The sequence below is a fragment of the Variovorax sp. LjRoot290 genome (assembly GCF_964253985.1).
In the GTDB taxonomy this organism is placed as follows: Bacteria; Pseudomonadota; Gammaproteobacteria; order Burkholderiales; family Burkholderiaceae_C; genus Variovorax.
On the sequence record NZ_CAXURW020000001.1, the window covers coordinates 1,432,772 to 1,454,126 of the forward strand.

The 21,355-nt window shown below is 66.5% G+C and carries 21 protein-coding genes; 10 read left to right on the plus strand and 11 right to left on the minus strand.

Translation table 11 applies throughout. The features are described 5' to 3' along the window. The first annotated feature begins 33 nt into the window (after positions 1-33). The 9 genes from lepA to nagZ all read left to right on the plus strand — a co-directional run bounded on the left by lepA (position 34) and on the right by nagZ (position 8,031). On the plus strand, positions 34-1,845 hold the full coding sequence (gene lepA, locus ACSQ9A_RS07205) for a translation elongation factor 4 (protein WP_093106585.1): 1,812 nt from the start codon (positions 34-36) through the stop codon (positions 1,843-1,845). A 5-nt stretch (positions 1,846-1,850) separates the two neighbouring features. Next, positions 1,851-2,822, plus strand: coding sequence for a signal peptidase I (gene lepB / locus ACSQ9A_RS07210; protein WP_093106582.1), 972 nt, complete (start codon positions 1,851-1,853; stop codon positions 2,820-2,822). A 29-nt stretch (positions 2,823-2,851) separates the two neighbouring features. Beyond that, a complete protein-coding gene (locus ACSQ9A_RS07215) occupies positions 2,852-3,211 on the plus strand; it encodes a DUF4845 domain-containing protein (RefSeq protein WP_093106579.1) in 360 nt (119 codons plus the stop codon). A 51-nt stretch (positions 3,212-3,262) separates the two neighbouring features. Further along, entirely contained in the window at positions 3,263-3,964 is a 702-nt protein-coding gene (rnc, locus tag ACSQ9A_RS07220) for a ribonuclease III (RefSeq protein WP_214701601.1), read from the plus strand. Then, entirely contained in the window at positions 3,961-4,932 is a 972-nt protein-coding gene (gene era / locus ACSQ9A_RS07225; RefSeq protein WP_436303162.1) for a GTPase Era, read from the plus strand. The genes rnc and era overlap by 4 nt, the downstream gene beginning before the upstream one ends. A 30-nt stretch (positions 4,933-4,962) precedes the next feature. Then, the gene (gene recO / locus ACSQ9A_RS07230; protein WP_093106569.1) at positions 4,963-5,736 is read left to right on the plus strand and encodes a DNA repair protein RecO; all 774 of its coding nucleotides are present in this window, start codon (positions 4,963-4,965) and stop codon (positions 5,734-5,736) included. After that, positions 5,733-6,476 carry a pyridoxine 5'-phosphate synthase gene (locus tag ACSQ9A_RS07235; protein WP_093106566.1) on the plus strand — a complete coding sequence of 248 codons (744 nt, stop codon included), beginning with the start codon at positions 5,733-5,735 and terminating at the stop codon, positions 6,474-6,476. Before recO ends, ACSQ9A_RS07235 begins: the two co-directional genes overlap by 4 nt. Positions 6,477-6,562: 86 nt before the next feature. Continuing rightward, positions 6,563-6,958, plus strand: coding sequence for a holo-ACP synthase (gene acpS / locus ACSQ9A_RS07240; protein WP_436303163.1), 396 nt, complete (start codon positions 6,563-6,565; stop codon positions 6,956-6,958). Then, positions 6,955-8,031 (plus strand): beta-N-acetylhexosaminidase, encoded by a 1,077-nt coding sequence (gene nagZ / locus ACSQ9A_RS07245; protein ID WP_436303164.1) that lies wholly within the window; start codon positions 6,955-6,957, stop codon positions 8,029-8,031. Before acpS ends, nagZ begins: the two co-directional genes overlap by 4 nt. Here the strand turns inward: nagZ and ACSQ9A_RS07250 are convergent. The 4 genes from ACSQ9A_RS07250 to ACSQ9A_RS07265 form a co-directional block, all read right to left on the minus strand. Then, entirely contained in the window at positions 8,028-8,537 is a 510-nt protein-coding gene (locus ACSQ9A_RS07250; protein WP_093106559.1) for a M48 metallopeptidase family protein, read from the minus strand. The two genes, nagZ and ACSQ9A_RS07250, sit on opposite strands and share 4 nt — an antisense overlap. After that, positions 8,534-9,790 (minus strand): Hsp70 family protein, encoded by a 1,257-nt coding sequence (locus tag ACSQ9A_RS07255; RefSeq protein ID WP_436306271.1) that lies wholly within the window; start codon positions 9,788-9,790, stop codon positions 8,534-8,536. Before ACSQ9A_RS07255 ends, ACSQ9A_RS07250 begins: the two co-directional genes overlap by 4 nt. Then, positions 9,784-11,322, minus strand: a complete 1,539-nt coding sequence (lysS, locus tag ACSQ9A_RS07260; protein WP_436303165.1) for a lysine--tRNA ligase — start codon at positions 11,320-11,322, stop codon at positions 9,784-9,786. The genes ACSQ9A_RS07255 and lysS overlap by 7 nt, the downstream gene beginning before the upstream one ends. 91 nt (positions 11,323-11,413) lie before the next feature. Next, entirely contained in the window at positions 11,414-12,061 is a 648-nt protein-coding gene (locus ACSQ9A_RS07265) for an LON peptidase substrate-binding domain-containing protein (protein ID WP_244503855.1), read from the minus strand. Positions 12,062-12,110: 49 nt separating this feature from the next. On the opposite strand from ACSQ9A_RS07265, the gene ACSQ9A_RS07270 reads away from it, so the two are divergent. Beyond that, the gene (locus ACSQ9A_RS07270; RefSeq protein WP_436303166.1) at positions 12,111-12,671 is read left to right on the plus strand and encodes a YggT family protein; all 561 of its coding nucleotides are present in this window, start codon (positions 12,111-12,113) and stop codon (positions 12,669-12,671) included. Between the two features lie 11 nt (positions 12,672-12,682). On the opposite strand, the gene accD is transcribed toward ACSQ9A_RS07270, so the two are convergent. The 7 genes from accD to asd all read right to left on the minus strand — a co-directional run bounded on the left by accD (position 12,683) and on the right by asd (position 21,312). Then, complete coding sequence (gene accD / locus ACSQ9A_RS07275; RefSeq protein WP_093106545.1) at positions 12,683-13,555, minus strand: acetyl-CoA carboxylase, carboxyltransferase subunit beta; 873 nt, start codon at positions 13,553-13,555, stop codon at positions 12,683-12,685. Positions 13,556-13,578: 23 nt separating this feature from the next. Then, a complete protein-coding gene (trpA, locus tag ACSQ9A_RS07280) occupies positions 13,579-14,424 on the minus strand; it encodes a tryptophan synthase subunit alpha (protein ID WP_093106543.1) in 846 nt (281 codons plus the stop codon). Further along, on the minus strand, positions 14,421-15,698 hold the full coding sequence (trpB, locus tag ACSQ9A_RS07285) for a tryptophan synthase subunit beta (RefSeq protein ID WP_093106540.1): 1,278 nt from the start codon (positions 15,696-15,698) through the stop codon (positions 14,421-14,423). The genes trpA and trpB overlap by 4 nt, the downstream gene beginning before the upstream one ends. Before the next feature lie 51 nt (positions 15,699-15,749). Further along, on the minus strand, positions 15,750-16,436 hold the full coding sequence (locus ACSQ9A_RS07290) for a phosphoribosylanthranilate isomerase (RefSeq protein WP_093106538.1): 687 nt from the start codon (positions 16,434-16,436) through the stop codon (positions 15,750-15,752). Beyond that, entirely contained in the window at positions 16,433-17,245 is an 813-nt protein-coding gene (gene truA / locus ACSQ9A_RS07295; RefSeq protein ID WP_093106535.1) for a tRNA pseudouridine(38-40) synthase TruA, read from the minus strand. Before truA ends, ACSQ9A_RS07290 begins: the two co-directional genes overlap by 4 nt. A gap of 26 nt (positions 17,246-17,271) precedes the next feature. Beyond that, positions 17,272-19,902 carry a FimV/HubP family polar landmark protein gene (locus ACSQ9A_RS07300; protein ID WP_436303168.1) on the minus strand — a complete coding sequence of 877 codons (2,631 nt, stop codon included), beginning with the start codon at positions 19,900-19,902 and terminating at the stop codon, positions 17,272-17,274. Between the two features lie 267 nt (positions 19,903-20,169). After that, positions 20,170-21,312, minus strand: a complete 1,143-nt coding sequence (gene asd, locus ACSQ9A_RS07305) for an aspartate-semialdehyde dehydrogenase (protein WP_436292610.1) — start codon at positions 21,310-21,312, stop codon at positions 20,170-20,172. Between the last annotated feature and the right edge of the window lie 43 nt (positions 21,313-21,355).

A 21,355-nucleotide genomic window follows, 5' to 3' on the forward strand; every position in this document is an offset into this window, starting at 1 on the left:
CGAGCCAATTCAAGTACTTAAGCGTTCCCGTTGATGAATCACATCAGAAACTTTTCGATCATTGCGCACATCGATCATGGCAAGTCAACGCTTGCAGACCGCTTGATCCAGCGCTGCGGCGGGCTCGCCGAACGCGAGATGGAGGCGCAAGTGCTCGACTCGATGGACATCGAGAAGGAGCGTGGGATAACCATCAAGGCACAGACCGCCGCATTGCACTACAAGGCGCGCGATGGGCAGGTCTACAACCTCAATCTGATCGACACGCCGGGCCATGTCGACTTCTCTTATGAAGTGAGCCGCTCGCTGTCGGCATGCGAAGGCGCACTGCTCGTCGTCGACGCGAGCCAGGGCGTCGAAGCGCAGACCGTTGCCAACTGCTACACCGCGCTCGATCTCGGCGTCGAGGTGGTGCCGGTGCTCAACAAGATGGATCTGCCGCAGGCTGATCCCGACAACGCGAAATCCGAAATCGAAGACGTGATCGGCATCGATGCGACCGATGCGATCCCGTGCTCGGCGAAGACCGGCATGGGCATCGACGAGATTCTCGAAGCCATCGTGGCCAAGGTGCCGGCGCCGCGAGGCAACCCCGACGCAGCATTGCGGGCGATGATCGTCGACAGTTGGTTCGACGCGTATGTGGGCGTCGTGATGCTCGTGCGCGTGGTCGACGGTCGCCTCGCGAAAGGCGAACGCATCAAGATGATGGCGTCGGGTGCGACCTACAACGCCGACAACCTCGGCGTGTTCACTCCGGCGACCGAAGTTCGCCAATCGCTCGAAGCGGGCGAGGTGGGCTTCATCATCGCCGGCATCAAGGAGTTGCAGGCGGCGAAGGTGGGCGACACGGTCACGCTGATCAAGGCCGGGACGGGCGGCGCGGCCGCCACGGCCACCGAGGCCTTGCCCGGCTTCAAGGAAATCCAGCCGCAGGTGTTCGCCGGCCTCTACCCGACGGAAGCCAGCGAGTACGACTCGCTGCGCGACGCGCTCGAGAAGCTCAAGCTCAACGATTCCTCGCTGCACTACGAGCCGGAGGTATCGCAGGCGCTGGGCTTCGGCTTCCGTTGCGGCTTTCTCGGCCTGCTGCACATGGAGATCGTGCAGGAGCGGCTCGAGCGCGAGTTCGACCAGGACCTCATCACGACCGCGCCCAGCGTGGTCTACCAGGTCATGAAGAACGACGGCGAAGTGATCATGGTCGAGAACCCGTCCAAGATGCCCGACGTCGGCAAGATGTCGGAGATCCGCGAGCCGATCGTCACCGTGCATCTGTACATGCCACAGGAGTACGTCGGCGCCGTGATGACGCTGGCCAACCAGAAGCGCGGCGTCCAGATGAACATGGCCTACCACGGCCGGCAGGTCATGTTGACCTACGAGATGCCGCTCGGCGAGATCGTGCTGGACTTCTTCGACAAGCTGAAGTCGGTCAGCCGGGGCTACGCGTCGATGGACTACGAGTTCAAGGAATACCGCGCCTCGGATGTCGTGAAGGTCGACATCCTGCTCAACGGCGAGAAGGTCGATGCGCTGTCGATCATCGTGCACCGCAGCCAGAGCCAGTACCGCGGCCGGGCGGTCGTTTCCAAGATGCGCGAGATCATCAGCCGCCAGATGTTCGACGTCGCGATCCAGGCCGCCATCGGGGCCAACATCATCGCGCGTGAGACAATCAAGGCGCTGCGCAAGAACGTGCTTGCCAAGTGCTACGGCGGCGATATCACCCGCAAGAAGAAGCTGCTCGAGAAGCAGAAAGCGGGCAAAAAAAGAATGAAGCAGATCGGCTCGGTCGAGGTCCCGCAAGAGGCCTTCCTCGCCATCCTGCAAGTCGAAGACTAAGAAGAATGGCATTCCTCACCTCCCTGATCCTCGCGGCTTTCGTCGGCTATATCGGTGCCTGGTACTTCGGCGCGGTCGAAGGCAACTTTGCGCTGCTGCTGTTCCTGGCCACCGTCGTCACCGGCCTCTACTGGCTGGCGGAGCGCTTCTATTTCCTGCCGAAGCGCCGGCAGGCAGCCGATGCCCTGGATGCATCGCTGGCCCAGCGCCGCGAAGAGCTGGCTCGCCAGGGCATCACGCAGGTCGACACCGTGGACACCAAGGCGCGCGAGCGTCTGGTCATGCAGCCGTGGTGGCTCGACTGGACCGCGGGCCTGTTCCCGGTGATCCTGGCCGTGTTCCTGCTGCGTTCCTTCCTGTTCGAACCCTTCAAGATTCCTTCGGGCTCGATGATGCCGACCCTGCTCACCGGCGACCTGATCCTGGTGAACAAGTTCACCTACGGCCTGCGGCTGCCGGTCATCAACACCAAGATGACCGACGGCACGCCGCCGGCGCGCGGTGACGTGATGGTGTTCCGCTACCCGCCCAAGCCGAGCATGGACTACATCAAGCGCGTGATCGGCGTGCCCGGCGACGAGGTGGCCTACCTCAACAAGAAGCTCACCATCAATGGCCAGCCGGTCAACAAGCAGCCGGTGCCCGACTATTTCGACGAGGAGGCGATGCGCTACCTCAAGCAGTATTCCGAGAACCTGGGCGGCAAGGAGCACAGGCTGCTCAACGACGACACTCGACGCGCGGGACTCTCGGAGGTCGAGATCATGGCGTTCCCGAATCAGGAAAATTGCCGCTACAGTGTCGAGGGCGTGGTGTGCAAGGTGCCCGCGGGCCAGTATTTCATGATGGGCGACAACCGCGACAATTCGCTCGACTCGCGCTATTGGGGTTTCGTTCCGGACAAGAACATCGTGGGCAAGGCCTTCTTCGTCTGGATGAATTTCGGCAATCTCAAGCGCATCGGCGGATTCCAATAATCGAGCTTTTCATTCGAGGGACAGAGGGCATGAGAGCAAGAAGTCAATCCAAACGGGGTCAGCGCGGCATCTCGTTCATCGGGCTGCTGTTCGTCGCGGGCGTGCTGGCCTGCCTGGGCGTGGTTGCCGCGCAGGTGATCCCGACCCTGATCGAATACCAGGCGATCGACAAGGCCGCCAACAAGGCCAAGGAAGGCACGACGGTGCCCGAAGTCCGTGCCATCTTCGATCGTGCGCAGGCCATCGACGACTTCAAATCGGTCACCGGCAAGGACCTCGACGTGCAGAAGGTCGGCGACAAGGTCGTGGTGTCTTATTCCTACGAGCGCGAAATTCATCTGTTTGGCCCGGCTTTCCTGCTGCTGAAATACAAGGGCCAGTCCCGCTAGGATGAAACGCCCCCACGCCCACGCCCACGCCGGCCCGGCGTCGACCGCACTGTGAACGAAGGTGGTCTTGCCGCGTTGCAGGCGCGCCTCCAGCATTCGTTCTCGGACGCGCGGCTGCTCCAGCTTGCGCTGACGCATCGCAGCTTTTCGGCCGACCACAACGAGCGGCTCGAGTTCCTGGGCGATTCGGTGCTGAACCTGGCCGTCGCCCACCTTCTCTACGAGCGCCTGTCGGAATTGCCCGAAGGCGATCTCTCCCGCGTGCGGGCCAACCTGGTCAAGCAGGAGACGCTGCACCAACTGGCGCTCAAGCTCGCGCTGTCCCCTCTGCTGCGGCTCGGCGAGGGCGAGGCGCGCTCGGGTGGCCCGAACCGGCCCTCGATCCTGGCCGACGCGCTCGAGGCCCTGATCGGCGCCGTCTACCTCGACGCCGGCTATGGCCCGGCGCAGGCGCTGGTGCGCCGGCTCTACGAATCGGTGGCGATCACGCCGCGCATGGAGGCGGTGGCCAAGGACCCGAAGACCGAATTGCAGGAATGGCTGCAGGGTCACAAAATGAAGCTGCCGGTCTATCGCGTGGTCGGCACGCTGGGCGCGGCGCACAAGCAGACTTTCGATGTCGAATGCGCGGTGCCCGATCTGGGCCTCAGCGAACGCGGCATCGGCGGCTCGCGCCGCGCCGGTGAGCAGGCCGCCGCGGCGGCCATGTTGATCCGGCTCAAGGCGCGCAGCGCGGCAAAGGCACCCTCATGAACGACGACCCCATCGATTCCGTCACCATCCCTCCCGCAGAAGGCGAGGACGCCGCGGGGCCGAATCCTTCGCAGCGCTGCGGCCTGGTGGCAATCGTCGGCAAGCCCAACGTCGGCAAGTCGACCTTGCTGAACGCGCTGGTCGGCCAGAAGATCAGCATCACCTCGCGCAAGGCGCAGACCACGCGCCACCGCATCACCGGCATGCGCACGCTGGGGTCGACGCAGTTCGTCTTCGTCGATACCCCGGGATTCCAGACGCTGCATGCCAACGCGCTCAATCGGTCCCTCAACAAGACGGTGGTGGGCGCGGTGTCGGACGTGGACCTGATCCTGTTCGTGGTGGAAGCCGGCAGCTTCACGCCGGCCGACGAACGCGTGCTCAAACTGCTCGGCGCCGGCATTCCGACGGTGCTGATCGCCAACAAGCTCGACAACGTGCATCGCCGGGGCGACATCGCGCCTTGGTTGCAGACGATGCAGCAGAAACACGCCTTCGCCGAGTTCGTCCCCATGTCGGCCAAGAACCCGAAGGACATCGAGCGCCTGTTCGGCATTTGCGAAAAGTACCTGCCCGAGCAGGCTTGGTGGTATGCCGAAGACGAACTCACCGATCGCAGCGAACGCTTCCTCGCGAGCGAGCTGGTGCGCGAAAAGCTGTTCCGCCTCACCGGCGACGAGCTGCCCTACACCTCGACCGTCGTGATCGACAAGTTCGAGGAAGAGCCGCCTGCGCGCAAGGGCCAGAAGCGCCTGCTGCGGATCGCCGCCACGATCGTCGTCGAGCGCGACGGCCACAAGGCGATGGTGATCGGCGACAAGGGCGAACGCATCAAGCGCATCGGCACCGAGACGCGGCAGGAGCTCGAGAAGCTGGCGGATGCCAAGGTGTTCCTGGAACTCTGGGTCAAGGTGCGTTCCGGGTGGGCGGACGACGAGGCTCGCGTCCGCTCCTTCGGCTACGAGTGAGTCATCCGTTGGCCAGCGTGGGAGGCTGAGATGGCCGCCGCGCACCGCATTTCGCACGAGCCGGCCTACGTGCTCCACCGCTACGACTGGAGCGAGTCCAGCCTGATCCTCGAGGTCTTCACCCGCCATCACGGCCGCATCGCGCTGGTGGCGAAAGGCGCCAAGCGGCCCAGTTCCAACTTTCGCCCGGTGCTGCTGCCGCTGCAGCCTCTGCAGCTTTCCTACGGCGGCGACGCCGAGATCCGCACGCTCAAGGCCGCCGAATGGATGGGCGGCCACGTGATGCCGACCGGCGAGGCCCTGCTGTCGGGCTACTACCTCAACGAGCTCCTGCTGCGCTTGCTGGCCCGGGACGACGCGCACGAGGCGCTGTTCGACGCCTATGCCGGTGCGGTGCAGGTGCTGGCGGGCGACCATGCGGACGCCCAGGCCGCCACCCAGGCGGCGGCGCTGCGCGCCTTCGAGCTTCTGCTGCTGCGCGAGGTCGGACTGCTGCCGGCGCTCGATGCCCAGACCCTCACGCTGGCGCCGCTGCAGGCCGAGATGCGCTACACCCTGGTGCCCGAAGCGGGCCTGCGCCAGGCTGCCGACGACGAAGCCGCGTTGAGCGGCGCCGAATGGCAGGCCTTGGAGCGCGCGCTCGGGGACCGAGCGCCGTTCCCCGCCACGCTGCGCCTGGTCGCCCTGATGAACGCCGGCACCAACAGTGCCTTGCGCAACCAGCTGCGCACGCTGCTCAACTACCATTGCGGCGTGAGCATGCTGCGCACGCGCCAGATGATGAGAGATTTGCAAGCCCTATGAGCACTTCCCTGTCGATCAATCTCAACAAGGTTGCGCTGGTGCGCAACACCCGGCATCTCGGGATCCCGAGCGTGCTCTTCGCCGCTGCGCTGTGCCTGGACGCCGGCGCGCACGGCATCACCGTGCACCCCAGGCCGGACGAACGCCACATCCGCCCGCGGGACGTGCATGACCTCTCGGGGCTGCTGGCCAAGGACTGGCCGCAGGCCGAGTTCAACATCGAGGGCAACCCTTTCCACAACCTGATGGATTTCGTGCGCGAGCTGCGCCCGCACCAGGCCACTTTCGTGCCCGACAGCGAAACCCAGTCGACCAGCGACCACGGCTGGAATTTTCCTTACGACGCCGAGCGACTGCGCCCACTGATCGCCGAAACCAAGGCGCTGGGCGTTCGCGTGAGCCTGTTCATGGATCCGGAGCCCGACATGATGGCGGCGGCCAAGGCGGCCGGCGCCGATCGCATCGAGCTCTACACCGAAGGCTATGCCTCCTCGCGCGGCACTTCCAGGGCGGATGCCGTGCTGCAGCTCTACGTGCAGGCGGCGCGCGCCGCGCAGGCCGCCGGTCTCGAAGTCAACGCCGGTCACGACCTGAGCCGGGACAACCTCACGGAATTCCTGCGGGCCGTGCCCAACGTGCGCGAGGTCTCGATTGGCCATGCCTTCGTTTCGGACGCCTTAGAGCTCGGCTACGCCGCGGCCACCAAGGACTATCTGCGCTGCATCCAAGAGGCTACGTAAATGGGCCCCCACGCTCGTCACTTCGTGTACTCGCTGCCCCCCGAGGGGGCGCTCAGCACCCTTCGGGCGGCCGGGCGGGTGCTGAAATGATTTACGGCATCGGCACCGACATCTGCGACATCCGCCGCATCGAGGCGACCTTCGATCGCCAGGGCGAGCGTTTCGCGCAGCGTGTGCTGAGCGACGCCGAGCTCGAAGTCTGGCGCGCGCGCAGCGCCCGCTGGCCGAAGCGCGGATTGCGCTACCTGGCCACACGCTTTTCCGCCAAGGAGGCTTTCAGCAAGGCCATCGGCAAGGGCATGCGCATGCCGATGAGCTGGCGGCTGTGCGAGATCGCGAACCAGCGCAGCGGCAAGCCCGTGATCGTGCTCCACGGCGTGCTGAAGGAGTGGTTCGAGGCCGAGCATCTGATGGCGCACGTGACCGTGACCGACGAGACCGACTACGCGGCGAGCTTCGTCGTGGTCGAACGCAAGAAATGACGGCCAACAACGTACTGCATGCCCCGCTGATCATCGACGTCGCGGGCACCGAACTGAACGCGGCCGATCGCCGCCGTCTTGCGCATCCGCTGGTGGGCGGCGTGATCCATTTCGCACGCAACTGGCAGGACCGCGCACAGATGAGCGCCCTCAATGCCGAGATCAAGGCACTCCGGCCCGACATCCTCATTTGCGTCGATCACGAGGGCGGCCGCGTGCAGCGCTTTCGCAGCGACGGCTTCACGCGGCTGCCGTCCATGCGCGTGCTGGGGGAACTTTGGATGAGCGAACCCTTGCGCGCCGCCCAGGTTGCAGTCGCCTGCGGCCATGTGCTTGCGGGCGAGCTCCGCGCCTGCGGCGTCGACTTCAGTTTCACGCCCGTGCTCGATCTGGATTACGGCGAAAGCAGCGTGATCGGCGATCGCAGCTTCCATCGCGATCCGCGCGTCGTCGCGCTGCTCGCGAGAAGCCTGGCGCATGGACTTTTGCAAGTGGGCATGGCCAATTGCGGCAAGCATTTCCCCGGCCATGGTTTCGTCAAGGCCGACTCGCATGTCGCGATTCCAATAGACCGGCGCAGCCTCAAGGCCATCCTGGCCGACGACGCACGCCCCTATGACTGGTTGAACGGCACGCTCGGGGCGGTGATGCCGGCGCACGTGATCTACCCCAAGGTCGATGCCCGGCCCGCAGGTTTTTCGTCGAAATGGCTGCAGCAGATCCTGCGCGCCAAGCTGGGGTTCGATGGCGCCGTGTTCAGCGACGACCTCAGCATGGAGGCCGCACGTCATATCGAGGGCGAGCTGCTGAGCTACACCGAAGCGGCGCTCGCTGCGCTTGAGGCCGGCTGCGACCTCGCGCTGCTGTGCAATCAGAGCGTGAGCGAGAGCACGGTGCTCGACGAAGTGCTCGATGGCTTCGCCGCTGCCCGACGCAGCGGCCGCTGGCAGCCGGATGCGGCCAGCGAGGCGCGCCGGCGCAGCCTCCTGCCACGTGCACCGGCGCTCGATTGGGGCGCGCTCATGCAGTCGCCGGCCTACCGGCGCGCCGCGGCGATGCTTCCGCGTCCCTAGACTTCGGGCGACCAGAGCCGCTGGCCACCGCTTTCGAGGTGCGTCAGATAGAGGCGCAGGTCGAACTCAAGTTGGTGATAGTCCGGCTCCATGTGGGCGCAGAGCTGATAGAAGGCCTTGTCATGCTCGCGCTCCTTCAGGTGCGCCAGCTCGTGCACGACGATCATGCGCAGCCATTCGATCGGCACCTCCTTGAACAGGCTCGCAACCCGGATCTCGCGCTTTGCCTTGAGCTTGCTGCCCTGCACGCGCGAGATGGTCGTGTGGGTGCCGAGCGCGTTGCGGATCACGTGCAGCTTGTTGTCGAAAGCCACCTTGGACAGCGGTTCGGCATTGCGCAGAAACTCGTTCTTGAGGCCGCTCACGTAGTCGTAGAGCGCGCGGTCGGTGCGGATATCGTGCACGCCGCCGTAGCGCTTCAGCAGCAAGTCGCCGAGCCTGCCCTGTGCGATGAGATGCTCGACCTGGGCGCGCAGGTCTGCGGGGTAGGCGGAAAGGTATTTCATGCAGCGGCGTAGGCCAGGCCGGCGGCCACGCCACCGAACAGATCGCCTTCGATGATCTTCGTGCCCGGGAACGCGTGTCGCAGCGCGCTCTGGAACGGGCTCAGCGCCGATGACCCGCCCGTCAGATAGATGGCGTCGAGCGTGTCGCCCGTCGCGCCGCCTTGCTTCACGCATTCGCGCGCGCAGGAAACCACGTTGTCGAGCAGCGCTGCCAGGTGCCCGGCCATGCCGTTCGCCGTGAGGGCAGCGCCCAGATCCACCTCCGCGAAGGACAGATCGATGGCCACGTCGTCGTTCGTCGTGGACGTTCGAATCTTGGCTTCTTCCACCTCGCTGGCGATGCGATGCCCTTGCCGGTCCACCAGCACGCTCATGAGCCGGTCGTGCAGCTGCGTGTCGAGGTAGTTGATGCGCAACTCCTGGACCTGCCGGATCGCCTTCGGCGCATAGAGCCAGTTGATCAGGTGCCAGGAAGACAAGTCGAAGAAGGTCCTGCTCGGCACTTCGCGGCCTTGGGGGCCGATGTGCCGGAAACCGAAATGCGGCATCACGCATTCGACGCTGAGCCGCTGGTCGAAATCGGTGCCGCCGATGTGCACGCCCGTGGTGGCCAGCACGTCGCTGGAGCGATCTGCCTTCGCCATGCGTTCGGGACCGAGACGCACCACCGTGAAGTCGGAGGTGCCGCCGCCGATGTCGACGATCAGCACCAGCGATTCACGGGTGACGCGCCGCTCGTAATCGAAAGCGGCCGCGATCGGTTCGTACTGAAATCCGACTTCGCCCAGACCGGCGCTTTGCGCGGCTCGGCGCAGCGTGGCCTCCGCCTCGCGGTCGCGCGCGGCATCGTCGTCGACGAAATGCACCGGCCGACCGATCACGACCCGTGCAGGCTCGACGCCGAGCTGCCGCTGGGCGCGCGTCGCAAGTTCCGACAGGAAGAGCGCGATGATTTCCTCGAAGCTGACCCGCTGGTTGTCGATCTCGGTCTGATCCTGCATCAGGGAGCTGCCGAGCAGGCTCTTCAGCGAGCGCATCAAGCGGCCTTCGGTGCCGGCGAGGTAGAGCGAAATCGCTTCGCGCCCGAAATGCGTGCTGCGGTCTTCGGTATTGAAGAAGACGGCCGTCGGGATCGTCGTCGCCGACCCTTCCACCGGCAGCATGCGGGCAAGTCCGCTTCCCGCCACGCAGGCGACCGCGGAATTGGATGTGCCGAAGTCGATGCCGATGACGGGCGCAGGCGTCTTCAAGATTCCCGGCGCAAGGCAGGAAACAGGATGACGTCGCGGATGCTCGGCGAGTCGGTCAGGAGCATCATCAGGCGGTCGATGCCGATGCCGCAGCCGCCGGTGGGCGGCATGCCGTATTCCAGCGCGCGCACGAAGTCGTGGTCGTAGAACATCGCCTCGTCGTCGCCGCTGTCCTTGGCCGTGACCTGCGCATTGAAGCGCGCGGCCTGGTCTTCTGCGTCGTTGAGCTCGCTGAAGCCGTTGCCGAATTCGCGGCCCGTGATGTAGAGCTCAAAGCGCTCCGTCACCTCGGGGCGCTCGTCGTTGGCGCGCGCCAGTGGCGAGATCTCTGTCGGGTGCTCCATGATGAAGGTCGGCTGCCAGAGCTTTTCTTCCACGGTCTCCTCGAAGTACATCACCTGCAGGCTCGCCAGGCTGCGCTGCGAGAGCTTGCCCTTCTCTTCGGTCAGGCCGAGCTTGCGCAGCGCGTTGACCAGCCAGGCGGCGTCGTCGACGTTCGCGCCCGCCTCCGTGTGCTTCAGGATCGCCTCGCGGATCGTGAGCCGCTCGAAGGGTTGGCTCAGGTAGACCGGCTTGCCCTGGTACTCGAGCTCGAGCTTGCCCACGGTCTTCTGCGCGATCGTGCGGATCAGCGTTTCGGTGAAGTCCATCAGGTCGCGGTAGTTCCAGTAGGCCGCGTAGAACTCCATCATCGTGAACTCGGGGTTGTGCCGCACCGAGATGCCTTCGTTGCGGTAGCTCCGGTTGATCTCGAACACGCGCTCGAAGCCGCCGACGATCAGCCGCTTCAGGTAGAGCTCGGGCGCGATGCGCAGGAACATCTCCTGATCGAGCGCGTTGTGGTGCGTCTTGAAGGGCTTGGCGTTGGCGCCGCCCGGGATCGGGTGCAGCATCGGCGTCTCGACCTCGAGGAAGTCGTTGGCCACCATGAATTCGCGCAGCGCGCTCACAGCGCGGCTGCGCGCCGCGAAGCGCTCGCGTGCCGTCTCGTCGGTGATCAGGTCGACGTAGCGCTGGCGGTACTTCTGCTCCTGGTCGGCCATGCCGTGGAACTTGTCGGGCAGCGGCCGCAGGCTCTTGGTCAGCAGGCGCAGCTTCGTGACCTTGACCGAGAGCTCGCCGGTGCGAGTCTTGAAGGCCGAGCCTTCGGCGCCGACGATGTCGCCCAGGTCCCAGTGCTTGAATTCGGCGTAGGCCTCCTCGCCGACGGCGTCGCGCGTGATGTAGAGCTGGATGCGGCCGGTCGCGTCCTGCACGGTCGCGAAGCTGGCCTTGCCCATCACCCGCTTGAGCATCATGCGGCCCGCCACGCTGACAGCGACCGGCGTGGCTTCGAGCACTTCGGCGGCCGTTTCGCCATGCGTTGCAACGAGCGCGGCTGCGCGATCGGCGGGCTTGAAGTCGTTCGGGAACGCGACCCCCTTGCCTTCGGCCTGCGCGGCGCGCAGCGCCTTCAGCTTTTCGCGCCGTTCGGCGATGAGCTGGTTGTCGTCGGTGGCAGGGGCGGGAACGGGGGAGGTCGGAGCGTCGGACATGGAAGAGGAATAGAGGCGCGGGCGGCTGCGCGCGCAACCCGCCATTTTAGCCGGCCGACCCTCGCCCTCGCGCTATGGAATGAAGAGCGGACTACTTGGTGATGCCGGTGCGCGCGAGCAGGTCGCTGACCAGTTCCAACCGCATGAGCGGGCTGTCGAGCTCCATCAGGCGCTGCTTGAGTTCCGGCTGTACCGGCAGCAGCTCGCACCAGCGGTTGGCCACCCAGCCGCAATCGTCGAAGCGGTAGGGCGGCGTGATCGGCAGCCGGACGTTCTCGTTGCCCTCCATGCGGCGCCGCTCCTCCAGCGTCTGGACCAGGCGGCGCAGCGCTTCGGCCGTCGGCTGCAAGTCCTCGGGGACAGCGAGCGCAACGTCATCGGACACCGCCTCGACATCGGCCGTCCACAGCCCGTGCTTGTGGAGCTCGCTGGAAAGCACGCGAAAGCGGTGCGTGCCCACGCATTCGATCTGCATCAGGCCGGCCTGGGGCGCGTCGAATTCCCGGATGACGGCGAGCGTGCCGAGCGTGGCGAAGCTTTCGGCTTCTGCGCCCGCCCTGCGAACCTCCGAGCCCTGCGTGAGGCTGACCACGCCGAAGGGGGCGCCTGCCTTGTGGCACTTGCCGATCATGTCGAGGTAGCGCACCTCGAAGATGCGCAACGGCAAGAGGCCGCCGGGGAACAGCACCGTAGCGAGGGGAAAGAGGGGAAGCGAATGCAGAAGGGGTTGAGTCGTCATCGATGAACCTTGCGTGGCTATCATCGCATTCCGTCCACGACCGCGCGCCATGCTCTACCAGATCCCCTCGTTCCTGCTCGACGTGATCGTCGGCCTCCTCGGCGGCGCCTGCCTGCTGCGTCTCTACATGCAGTACCACCGGGTGCCCTTCGGCAATCCGCTGGGGCGCTTCGTGTTCGCCGTCACCGACTGGATCGTGTTGCCGCTGAGGCGCATCGTGCCTTCGGTCAAGCGCTGGGACCTGGCCAGCGCCGTGGCCGCCTGGCTGCTGGTGATGGCCAAGTTCCTGCTGCTCTGGGTGCTGATGGGCAGCCTGGGCCGTTGGGCGATCCTGCCGCTGGTGTCGCTCATCGGCCTGCTGCAACTGGCAGTGTCGGGTCTGACTGCCTTGCTGATCGTCTATGCCGTGCTGTCCTGGGTGCCGAATGCATCGTCGATGCTGCAGGATCTGATCGCGCGGCTGGCCGAACCGCTGGTGCGGCCGCTGCGGCGCTTCATTCCGCTGGTGGGTGGCGTCGACCTGTCGCCGCTCGCCGCCATCGTCCTGCTGCAGGTCGGCGCGATCGTTCTCGGCAGCCTGATGGCCACGGCCTTCGGCCTCGGCCGATAGGCCGGCCGCGCTCAGATCACTGCGTCGGCGGGCTGGCGCAGCAGCATCGCAAGCGTGCTTGCGACGGTCTTGCGCAGCTCGCGGCGGTCGCAAATGAAGTCGATCGCGCCCTTGGTCTGCAGGAACTCGGCGCGCTGGAAGCCTTCAGGCAAGGTCACCCGAACCGTCGACTCGATCACGCGCGGTCCGGCAAAGCCGATCAGCGCCTTGGGCTCGGCGATCACGACGTCGCCCACGAAGGCGAAGCCGGCGCTCACGCCGCCCATCGTCGGATCGGTCAGCACGCTGATGTAGGGCAGGCCTTTCTTGGCCAGGCGCGTGAGCGCGGCGTTGGTCTTGGCCATCTGCATCAGCGAGAGCAGGCCCTCCTGCATGCGCGCACCGCCGGTCGCGGTGAAGCAGATGAAGGGAACCTTCTGCTCGATCGCGGTCTCGACGCCGCGCACGAAGCGCTCCCCGACCACGCTGCCCATGCTGCCGCCCATGAAGTCGAACTCGAAGCAGGCGACCACGACGTTGATGCTGTGCACCGAGCCGCCCATGACCACCAGCGCGTCGGTCTCGCCGGTGTTCTCCAGCGCTTCCTTGAGCCGCTCGGGGTACTTGCGGCTGTCCTTGAACTTGAGGGCGTCGACCGGCAGCACTTCCTGGCCGACCTCGTAGCGGCCTTCGGAGTCCAGAAAGGCATCGAGCCGCGCGCGCGCGCCGATGCGGTGATGGTGGCCGCAGCTCGGGCACACGTTCTGGTTGTGCTCGAGGTCCGTCTTGTAGAGAACGGTCTCGCAACTCGGGCATTTGATCCAGAGCCCTTCGGGCATCTGGCGGCGCTCGCTCGGGTCGGTGGGGGCAATCTTGGGGGGAAGCAGTTTTTCAAGCCAGCTCATGGGGGCTCCTTGTGTTGGCGGGATTATCGGCCAGCCGCGTTCTTGGGCGTGGCGGCCGGCAAGGCGTCGAGCGCCTCGCGGATTTCGGCGAGGAATCTGCGTACCCGCGGCACCACCTGGTCGCGCGGCTGGCCCTCGATCAGCTGGATGATGCGGGTGCCGATCACGACCGCATCGGCCGTGGAGCCGACCGCCTGCGCGCTGCGCGCATCGCGGATGCCGAAGCCCACGCCCACCGGCAGCTTCACGTGCTCGCGGATGCGCGGAATCATCCGTCCGACCGCCTCGGTGTCGAGGTGGCCGGCACCGGTCACGCCCTTGAGCGAGACGTAGTAGACATAGCCGGTGGCGATGCGGCCGACCTGTTCCATGCGCTCGCTGGTGCTGGTCGGGGCCAGCAGGAAGATGAGGTCGATGCCGTGCGCCTGGAGCTCGGCGGCGAAGTCTTCGCATTCCTCGGGCGGGTAATCGACCACCAGCAGGCCGTCCACGCCGGCGGCTGCCGCGTCGCGGATGAAGCTGCCCTTGCCGTGCACGCCGTCGTAGCGCTCGACCGGATTGGCGTAGCCCATCAGCACCACCGGCGTGGCGTCGTTTTTCTGCCGGAAAGCGGCCACCATGGCCAGCACCTGCTTCATGCCGATGCCCAGCGCCAGCGCGGCTTCGCCGGCCGCCTGGATCACCGGCCCGTCGGCCATCGGGTCGGAGAAGGGTACGCCGAGCTCGATCACGTCCGCGCCCGCTTCGACCATGCCGTGCATGAGTTCGGGCGTAATGTCGGCAAAGGGAAAACCGGCCGTGACGTAGGGAATCAGTGCTCTGCGGCCGTCTTTTTGAAGGCCTTCGAAGGTGGCGGCGATGCGGCTCATGCCCGGCCTCCCTTCACGCTCAAACCGCGCATCGATGGCCGGTCGTAGAAGTCGACGCCCGAGAGGTCGGCCACCGTGCCGATGTCCTTGTCGCCGCGGCCCGAGAGGTTGACCAGGATCGACTGGTCGGGGCGCATGGTCTTCGCGAGCTTCATCGCGTAGGCGAACGCGTGGCTCGATTCGAGCGCGGGAATGATGCCTTCGGTGCGGCACAGGTAGTGGAAGGCTTCGAGGGCTTCGGCATCGGTGATGCCCACGTATTCGGCGCGGCCGATGTCGGCCAGGTAGGCATGCTCGGGACCGACACCGGGATAGTCGAGTCCCGCGCTGATGCTGTGGGTTTCGGTGACCTGCCCGTCCTCGTTCTGCAGCAGGTAGGTGCGGTTGCCGTGCAGCACGCCCGGGCTGCCGCGCAGGATCGAGGCCGCGTGCTTGCCGCTGTCCAGGCCTTCGCCCGCCGCTTCCACCCCGATGAGGCGCGTGTCCGCGAAGGGAATGTAGGGATGGAAGATGCCGATGGCGTTGCTGCCGCCACCCACACAGGCGACCACCACGTCGGGTTGCCGGCCTTCGGCCTCGCCGGTGATGCCCTGGGCCGCCAGCATGGCGGGCATCTGTTCGATGCACTCGGTGCCGATGACGCTCTGGAAGTCGCGCACCATGGTGGGGTAGGGATGCGGGCCGGCGACGGTGCCGATGATGTAGAAGGTGTTCTCGACGTTGGTGACCCAGTCGCGCATCGCTTCGTTGAGCGCGTCCTTCAGTGTCTTGCTGCCCGATTCCACGGGGACCACGGTCGCCCCGAGCAGGTTCATGCGGTAGACGTTGGGGCTCTGGCGCTTGACGTCCTGGCTTCCCATGTAGACCACGCATTCGAGCCCGTAGCGCGCGCAGATGGTGGCGGTGGCCACGCCGTGCTGGCCGGCGCCGGTTTCGGCGATCACACGCGGCTTGCCCATGCGCTTGGCGAGCATGGCCTGGCCAATGGTGTTGTTGACCTTGTGCGCGCCGGTGTGGTTCAGGTCTTCGCGCTTCAGGTAGATCTGCGCGCCGCCCATTTCGCGGCTGGTGCGCGCGGCGTGGTAGATCGGCGAGGGCCGGCCCACGAAGTGCGCGAGTTCGTGATGGAACTCGGCCTGGAACTGCGGGTCGTCCTTGTACTTCGCGTAGGCGTCGCGCAATTCGTTGATCGCGTGGGTCAGCGTTTCGCTGGCGAAGGTGCCGCCGTAGATGCCGAAATGGCCGCTGGCGTCGGGTTGCTGGTAGGTGTTCATGGTCTCGATCGGTGGGGCCGGCTGCCCCCTTCGATCGAGGTCGGCAGCCAGCTAACTGAGGGCATCGGCCGCACGCACGGCGGCCACGAATTCGCGGATCTTCACGGCGTCCTTGATGCCTTTGGAGGCCTCGACGCCGGAGCTCACGTCAACGGACAGCGACTTGGCTGCCGTGCGCAACTGGCGAATGCCATCGCCCACGTTTGCAGGTGTGAGCCCACCACTCAAGACGAGGTGAGCGTCGACGGCGGGTGGAAGATGTGACCAATCGAATGCCTTGCCGCCACCGCCATAGGCTTCGACATGGGCGTCGAGCAGGATGGCGTGGGCGCGGGAGTAATCGGACGCGTATTTTACGAGGTCGAAGCCCGCTCCGGCCGCGCCCAGCGGAATACGGGCCGCGCGCATGAAGCGGTGAGCGCCGCGGCCGCTGGCTTCCCAGCATTGATCGGGCGTCTCGTCGCCATGGAACTGGGCCATGGAACCCGGGACGCCGGCCAGCGAGGCCGCGGCTTGGGCCACAAGCTCGTTGACGAAAAGCAGCACCGGCGTCATGAAGGGCGGCAGCCGCGAGGCCAGCCGGCTGGCGCGTTCCGCCGTCACCGCGCGGGGGCTGGCCGGATAGAGCACGAAACCCACGGCATCGGCACCGGCATCGACCGCGGCATCCACGTCCTGCTCGCGCGTCAGCCCGCAGATCTTGATTCGCGTGCGCGTGGCGGACGGGGCGGAACTCATGGCGGACCATCATACGCAGCGCCGGTGTTCTGCATCGTCGCCTCCGGCGGAAGCCCCCATCCGGCAGCATAGAGCGGCCCCAGGAAGTAGAGGCCGTTCGGCGAAAAAGTCGGAGCGGCCACTACGCGGCTGCGCGCCTCCAGCACGTCGCGCATCCATTCCGGAGGCGCGTCGCCCCGGCCGATGCGCACCAGGCTGCCCATGATGTTGCGGATCATGTGATGCAGGAAGGCGTCAGCCTCGAACTCGAAGTGCCAGCGGCAGCGATCGGCGTCGCCGTGCCGCGTGATCTCGATGCGCCGCAAATCCTTGACCGGCGAACGCGCCTGGCAGGCCGAGGCGCGAAAGGAGCTGAAATCGTGCCGGCCCACCAGCATCGCAGCCGCGGCACGCATCGCGTCGCCGTCGAGTTCGTACATGGACCAGCCCACGCGGCCCGCATCCAGGCTCGGGCGCACCGGGGACTGCGACAGCACGTACAGGTAGCGCCGGGCGAGCGCGCTGGCGCGGCAGTGGAACTGGTCGGGCACCGGCTGCGCCCATTGCACCGCGATGTCGTCGGGAAGAAAACGGTTGGTGCCCCGCACCCAGGAGAAGGGTGCGCGCTCGACGGAGGTATCGAAGTGTACCACTTGCATCAGGGCATGGACACCGGCATCGGTGCGCCCCGCGCAGAGCGTGGAGATGGGCTGAGCGGCGAAGTGGCCGAGCGCATCTTCCAGCTTGTCCTGAACGGTACGGCGCGATGGCTGGCTCTGCCAGCCGTCGTAGGCTTGACCGTTGTAGCGGATGCCGAGGGCCAGCCTCACCGCGGGATCGGCGGCCGCACGGCCGTTCAGCGCAACTGGCCGAGCAGTTGCTTGGCTTCGGCCTTGACCTCGCCCGAGCCCTCGGAAGCCACTTCCTCGACCAGCGAGCGCGCACCTTCGACGTCGCCCAGCGCCTTCAGTTCGCGCGCCAGCGAAAGCTTGATGGCATGCGGGCTTTCGCCGCTGTCCTCGACCGGCTCCAGGCGGCCGCGCTCGGTGTCGGCAGGGCTGCGGCCCGACAGGCCGGCCATCGAACTCATGTCGAATTCGATGAAGCCGGAGTCGCCGGGGAGACCGGCGCGCAGGGTCGCGGGCTGCGTGAACTCCTCCTCCGTGTTCAGCGGCGCGCGTGCCGTGTTCGGCTGCAGCGCGCCGGGCGCGGTGTCGAAGTCGTTGTTGAGATCGATCTTGGCGCTCGAAGCGAGTGGTGCGCTGTACTTGACCAGCGATGGCGCTGCGGCATTTTCAGCCCCGTTGCGCGCCGCCGGAAGGGTGGCGTTGACCGGCGCCGCAGCAGCCGACGCAGGTGCCGGTGCCGGCGGCTTGCTCAAGTCGAGGTCGAAATCGAGCGGCGCGACGGACGGCACGAAGGCCGGCGGCGGCGCGGCCGCGACAACGGGTTTTGCCACGGGGCTCGTTGCCGGTGCGGGAGCAGGCGGGGTCGCGGTTGCCGCGGCCAGCGTGCCGGCGAAGGCGGCGGTCTCTGCGGCCGAGACGCCGCGACCACCCGATTCGTACAGCGGGTTGCCCGGATCCAGGTCCTTGCCCAGTTCGACCACGCGGTTCCAGTCGGCACCGGTGCCGCCGGTCAGCTTGTGCACGTCGGAGGCCAGCGCTTCGTAGGCGCGCAGGTCGCGCCGCTTGGCGTGGATTTCGAGCAGCTTCAGATGGATGGCAGTGCGCTCCGGGTTGACGCGCAGCGCTTCGCGCAGGATTTCCTCGGCCTGCAGATCGCGTCCATAGGCCAGGTAAACGTCGGCTTCGGCCACCGGATCGACATCACCGGCGTCGAGCTGGCTCGGCGAGTACGACAGCGAGGACACGACCGAGTTGCCGCGGTTCTTGGTGTCCACCGATTCGCCGCCGCTGGCGCCGAAGAAGGAGTCCTTGGGAATGCGGCTCTCGAGGAACACGCTGTCGTTGGCGTCGCGGCGCTTGCGGCCGAGCACGCGGTAGAGCAGGAAGCCGACCAGGAGCGCGATCAGCGCAGCCGCGCCCAGCATGATGGGGTTGTCGAGCAATTCGTCGAAGAAGCTGCGTTCCACCGGCGCGGGTGAAGGCGCGGGCGGCTTGGGCTTGGCGGCGGCCGCTGGGGCAGGCACCGCTGCGGGCGCGGCTGCGGAAGCCGCGGCTTCGGGGGGCGTCGTCGTAGCAGCCGGCGGCGTTGCCGGGGCTTCCGCCGCGGCCGTTGCGGCGGGTGCGACAGCGGCCGGCAGGGCGGGGATGGCCGGGCTGGCTGCAGGCGCGGCAGCAGTGGGAGCGGGGGTCGAGCCCGTCGTGGGCGGGGTCGCGGCCGGCGCAGCCGCCGAAGGTGCAGGTGCAACCGGTGCTGGCGCTGCGGCTGGCGCGGTGCTGCCGGCCGTGGTGGGCGATCCGCTCGCGGCCTGCAGCTTGTTCAGTTCGCTGATGTTCTTGGACAGCTCGGCAACGCGCGTGCTGCTGTCCTGGGCTTGGCGGGCCTTGGCCAGCTGTTCTTCGGTCTGCCGGCCGGCGACTGCGCCGCCTTGGGTGATCTTGAGCTTGTCAGCGGCTGCACTTGCGGCGTTGCGATCCTCGACGTTGGCCTGCAGCTTGCCCGAAGCCTGGCGGTCTGCCTCGGCGACGCGCGAAGCCGGTGCGTTCTCGGCCAGGCGCCGGCGGTACTCGCCGAAATCGCGGCTTTGCGCGGTCACGGTGCTCCGGGCTTCGGGGGCCGGCACGCTGCTGGCTTGCGCTGCGCTCGGCACATCGAGCACGGCACCGGCCTTGATGCGGTTGACATTGCGGCCGATGAAAGCGTCGGGATTGGCGCGCAGCAGCGCCACCAGCATCTGGTCGAGCGACACGTCGGCTGATTTGTAAGCGCCAGCGATCTTGCTGGCGGTATCGCCGGGCTGCACGGTCACCTGCTGGTCGCCGCTGCCGGTACGCACCGCGCCTTCGGCTTGCGTCGGGGCTGCCGGGGCCGCAGCGGCGGGCGCGGGGCGTTCGCGGCGGGCCGGGGCTTGCACGACGGCGGGAGCCGTGCGCTGCGAAGGCGCGGTGATCTGCGGTGCAGTTGGGGCGATCGGCGCGGCGGCCGTTGCGGTTCGGCTCTTGGGCGGGTCGAGCAGCACCGTGTAGTCGCGCACGACGCGGCCGGAGTTCCAGGTCGCTTCGAGCAGCAAGTCGATGAAGGGCTCGCTGAGCATGCGATTGCTGCTCAGCCGCACCACATAACGGCCGTCGGCGCGGCGCTGCAGGTTGGTCCGCACATCCGCCAAGGCTGGGTTGTAGGGGACGCCGGCGGCGTTGAATGCGTCCGCCGGGGCAATGCGGACTTTCAGGCCGTCAGCCTCGGCCGCCGTGATTTCGGTGACCTCGATTTCGGCCCTGAGCGGTTCACCCAAGGCCGATTGCACATTGAGCCGCCCGAGCGCCAGGGCGGCCGCGTCGGTACTGATCGCGCCTAGGGCCAAGGCGACCGCGGCGCTGAGAAGTGAGAGCTGGCACCGACCTGAAATCGTCGGAGTCGGGCAAGTGGCCGGGAGGCGGGCCGCAGGCAACGGGTGTCGTGTCATGCTGGTAGGGGGCAGCTCGGCCCAAAAGTGTAAGAGGACGTTAACATCATCACCCCGCACTGACAAGGCGACAGGCCTTATCTACCCAGTGCGCACCAACTTCGGAGCGCTTTCTGCGTTGCGGCACCGCAACGTCGGGCGTCCGGAAGGGCGCCCGACATCGCTTCAGGCCTCGAGCAGGATGCGCAGCATGCGGCGCAGCGGCTCCGCCGCACCCCACAGCAACTGGTCGCCGATGGTAAATGCGCCGACGTATTCGGGGCCCATCGCGAGCTTGCGCACCCGGCCGACCGGGATGCTCATGGTGCCAGTCACTGCGACCGGCGTCAGGTCCTTGAGCGTGGCTTCGCGGTTGTTCGGCACCACCTTGACCCAGTCGTTGTCGGCCGCGATCAGCGCTTCGATGTCGGCGACCGGCACATCCTTCTTGAGCTTGAATGTCAGCGCCTGGCTGTGGCAGCGCATCGCGCCGATGCGCACGCAGAAGCCGTCGACCGGCGTCGCAGCCGTTCCGAAGCCTGCGCCCTGACCGAGGATCTTGTTGGTTTCGGCGCCGGCCTTCCACTCTTCCTTGCTGATGCCGTCGCCGAGATCCTTGTCGATCCACGGAATCAGGCTGCCGCCGAGTGGTGCGCCGAAGTTGGCCGTCTCGGCCGCGCTCAGCGACTGCTGCTTGGCCAGCACCTTGCGGTCGATCTCGAGGATGGCCGACTTCGGATCGTCCAGGAGCGCGCGCACTTCGCCGTTGATCGAGCCGAACTGCGTGAGCAGCTCGCGCATGTGCTGCGCGCCGCCGCCGGAAGCGGCCTGGTAGGTCATGCTGGTCATCCACTCGACCAGGCCGGCCTTGTAGAGAGCACCCACGCCCATCAGCATGCAGCTCACGGTGCAGTTGCCGCCGATCCAGTTCTTGCCGCCCTTGGCGAGCGCCTTCTGGATCACCGGCAGGTTGACCGGATCGAGCACGATGATCGCGTCATCGTTCATGCGCAGAGTGGAGGCGGCGTCGATCCAGTGGCCGTTCCAGCCCGCGGCGCGCAGCTTGGGAAAGACCGCGCTGGTGTAGTCGCCGCCCTGGGCGGTGATGACGATGTCGCACTTCCGGAGCGCCTCGATGTCGTGCGCGTCCTTCAGCGTGGTCTCGTTCTTGGCCATCGCCGGGGCCTTGCCGCCGGCATTGGAGGTCGAGAAGAAAAGCGGCTCGATCAGTCCGAAGTCGCCTTCGGCCTGCATGCGGTCCATGAGGACCGAGCCGACCATGCCGCGCCAGCCTACGAGACCGACCAGAGGTTGAGTTGCGTTCGCCATTTTCAGTTTGCCCTTGTGAAAAAAGAAAGTTGTCTTTTCTTTG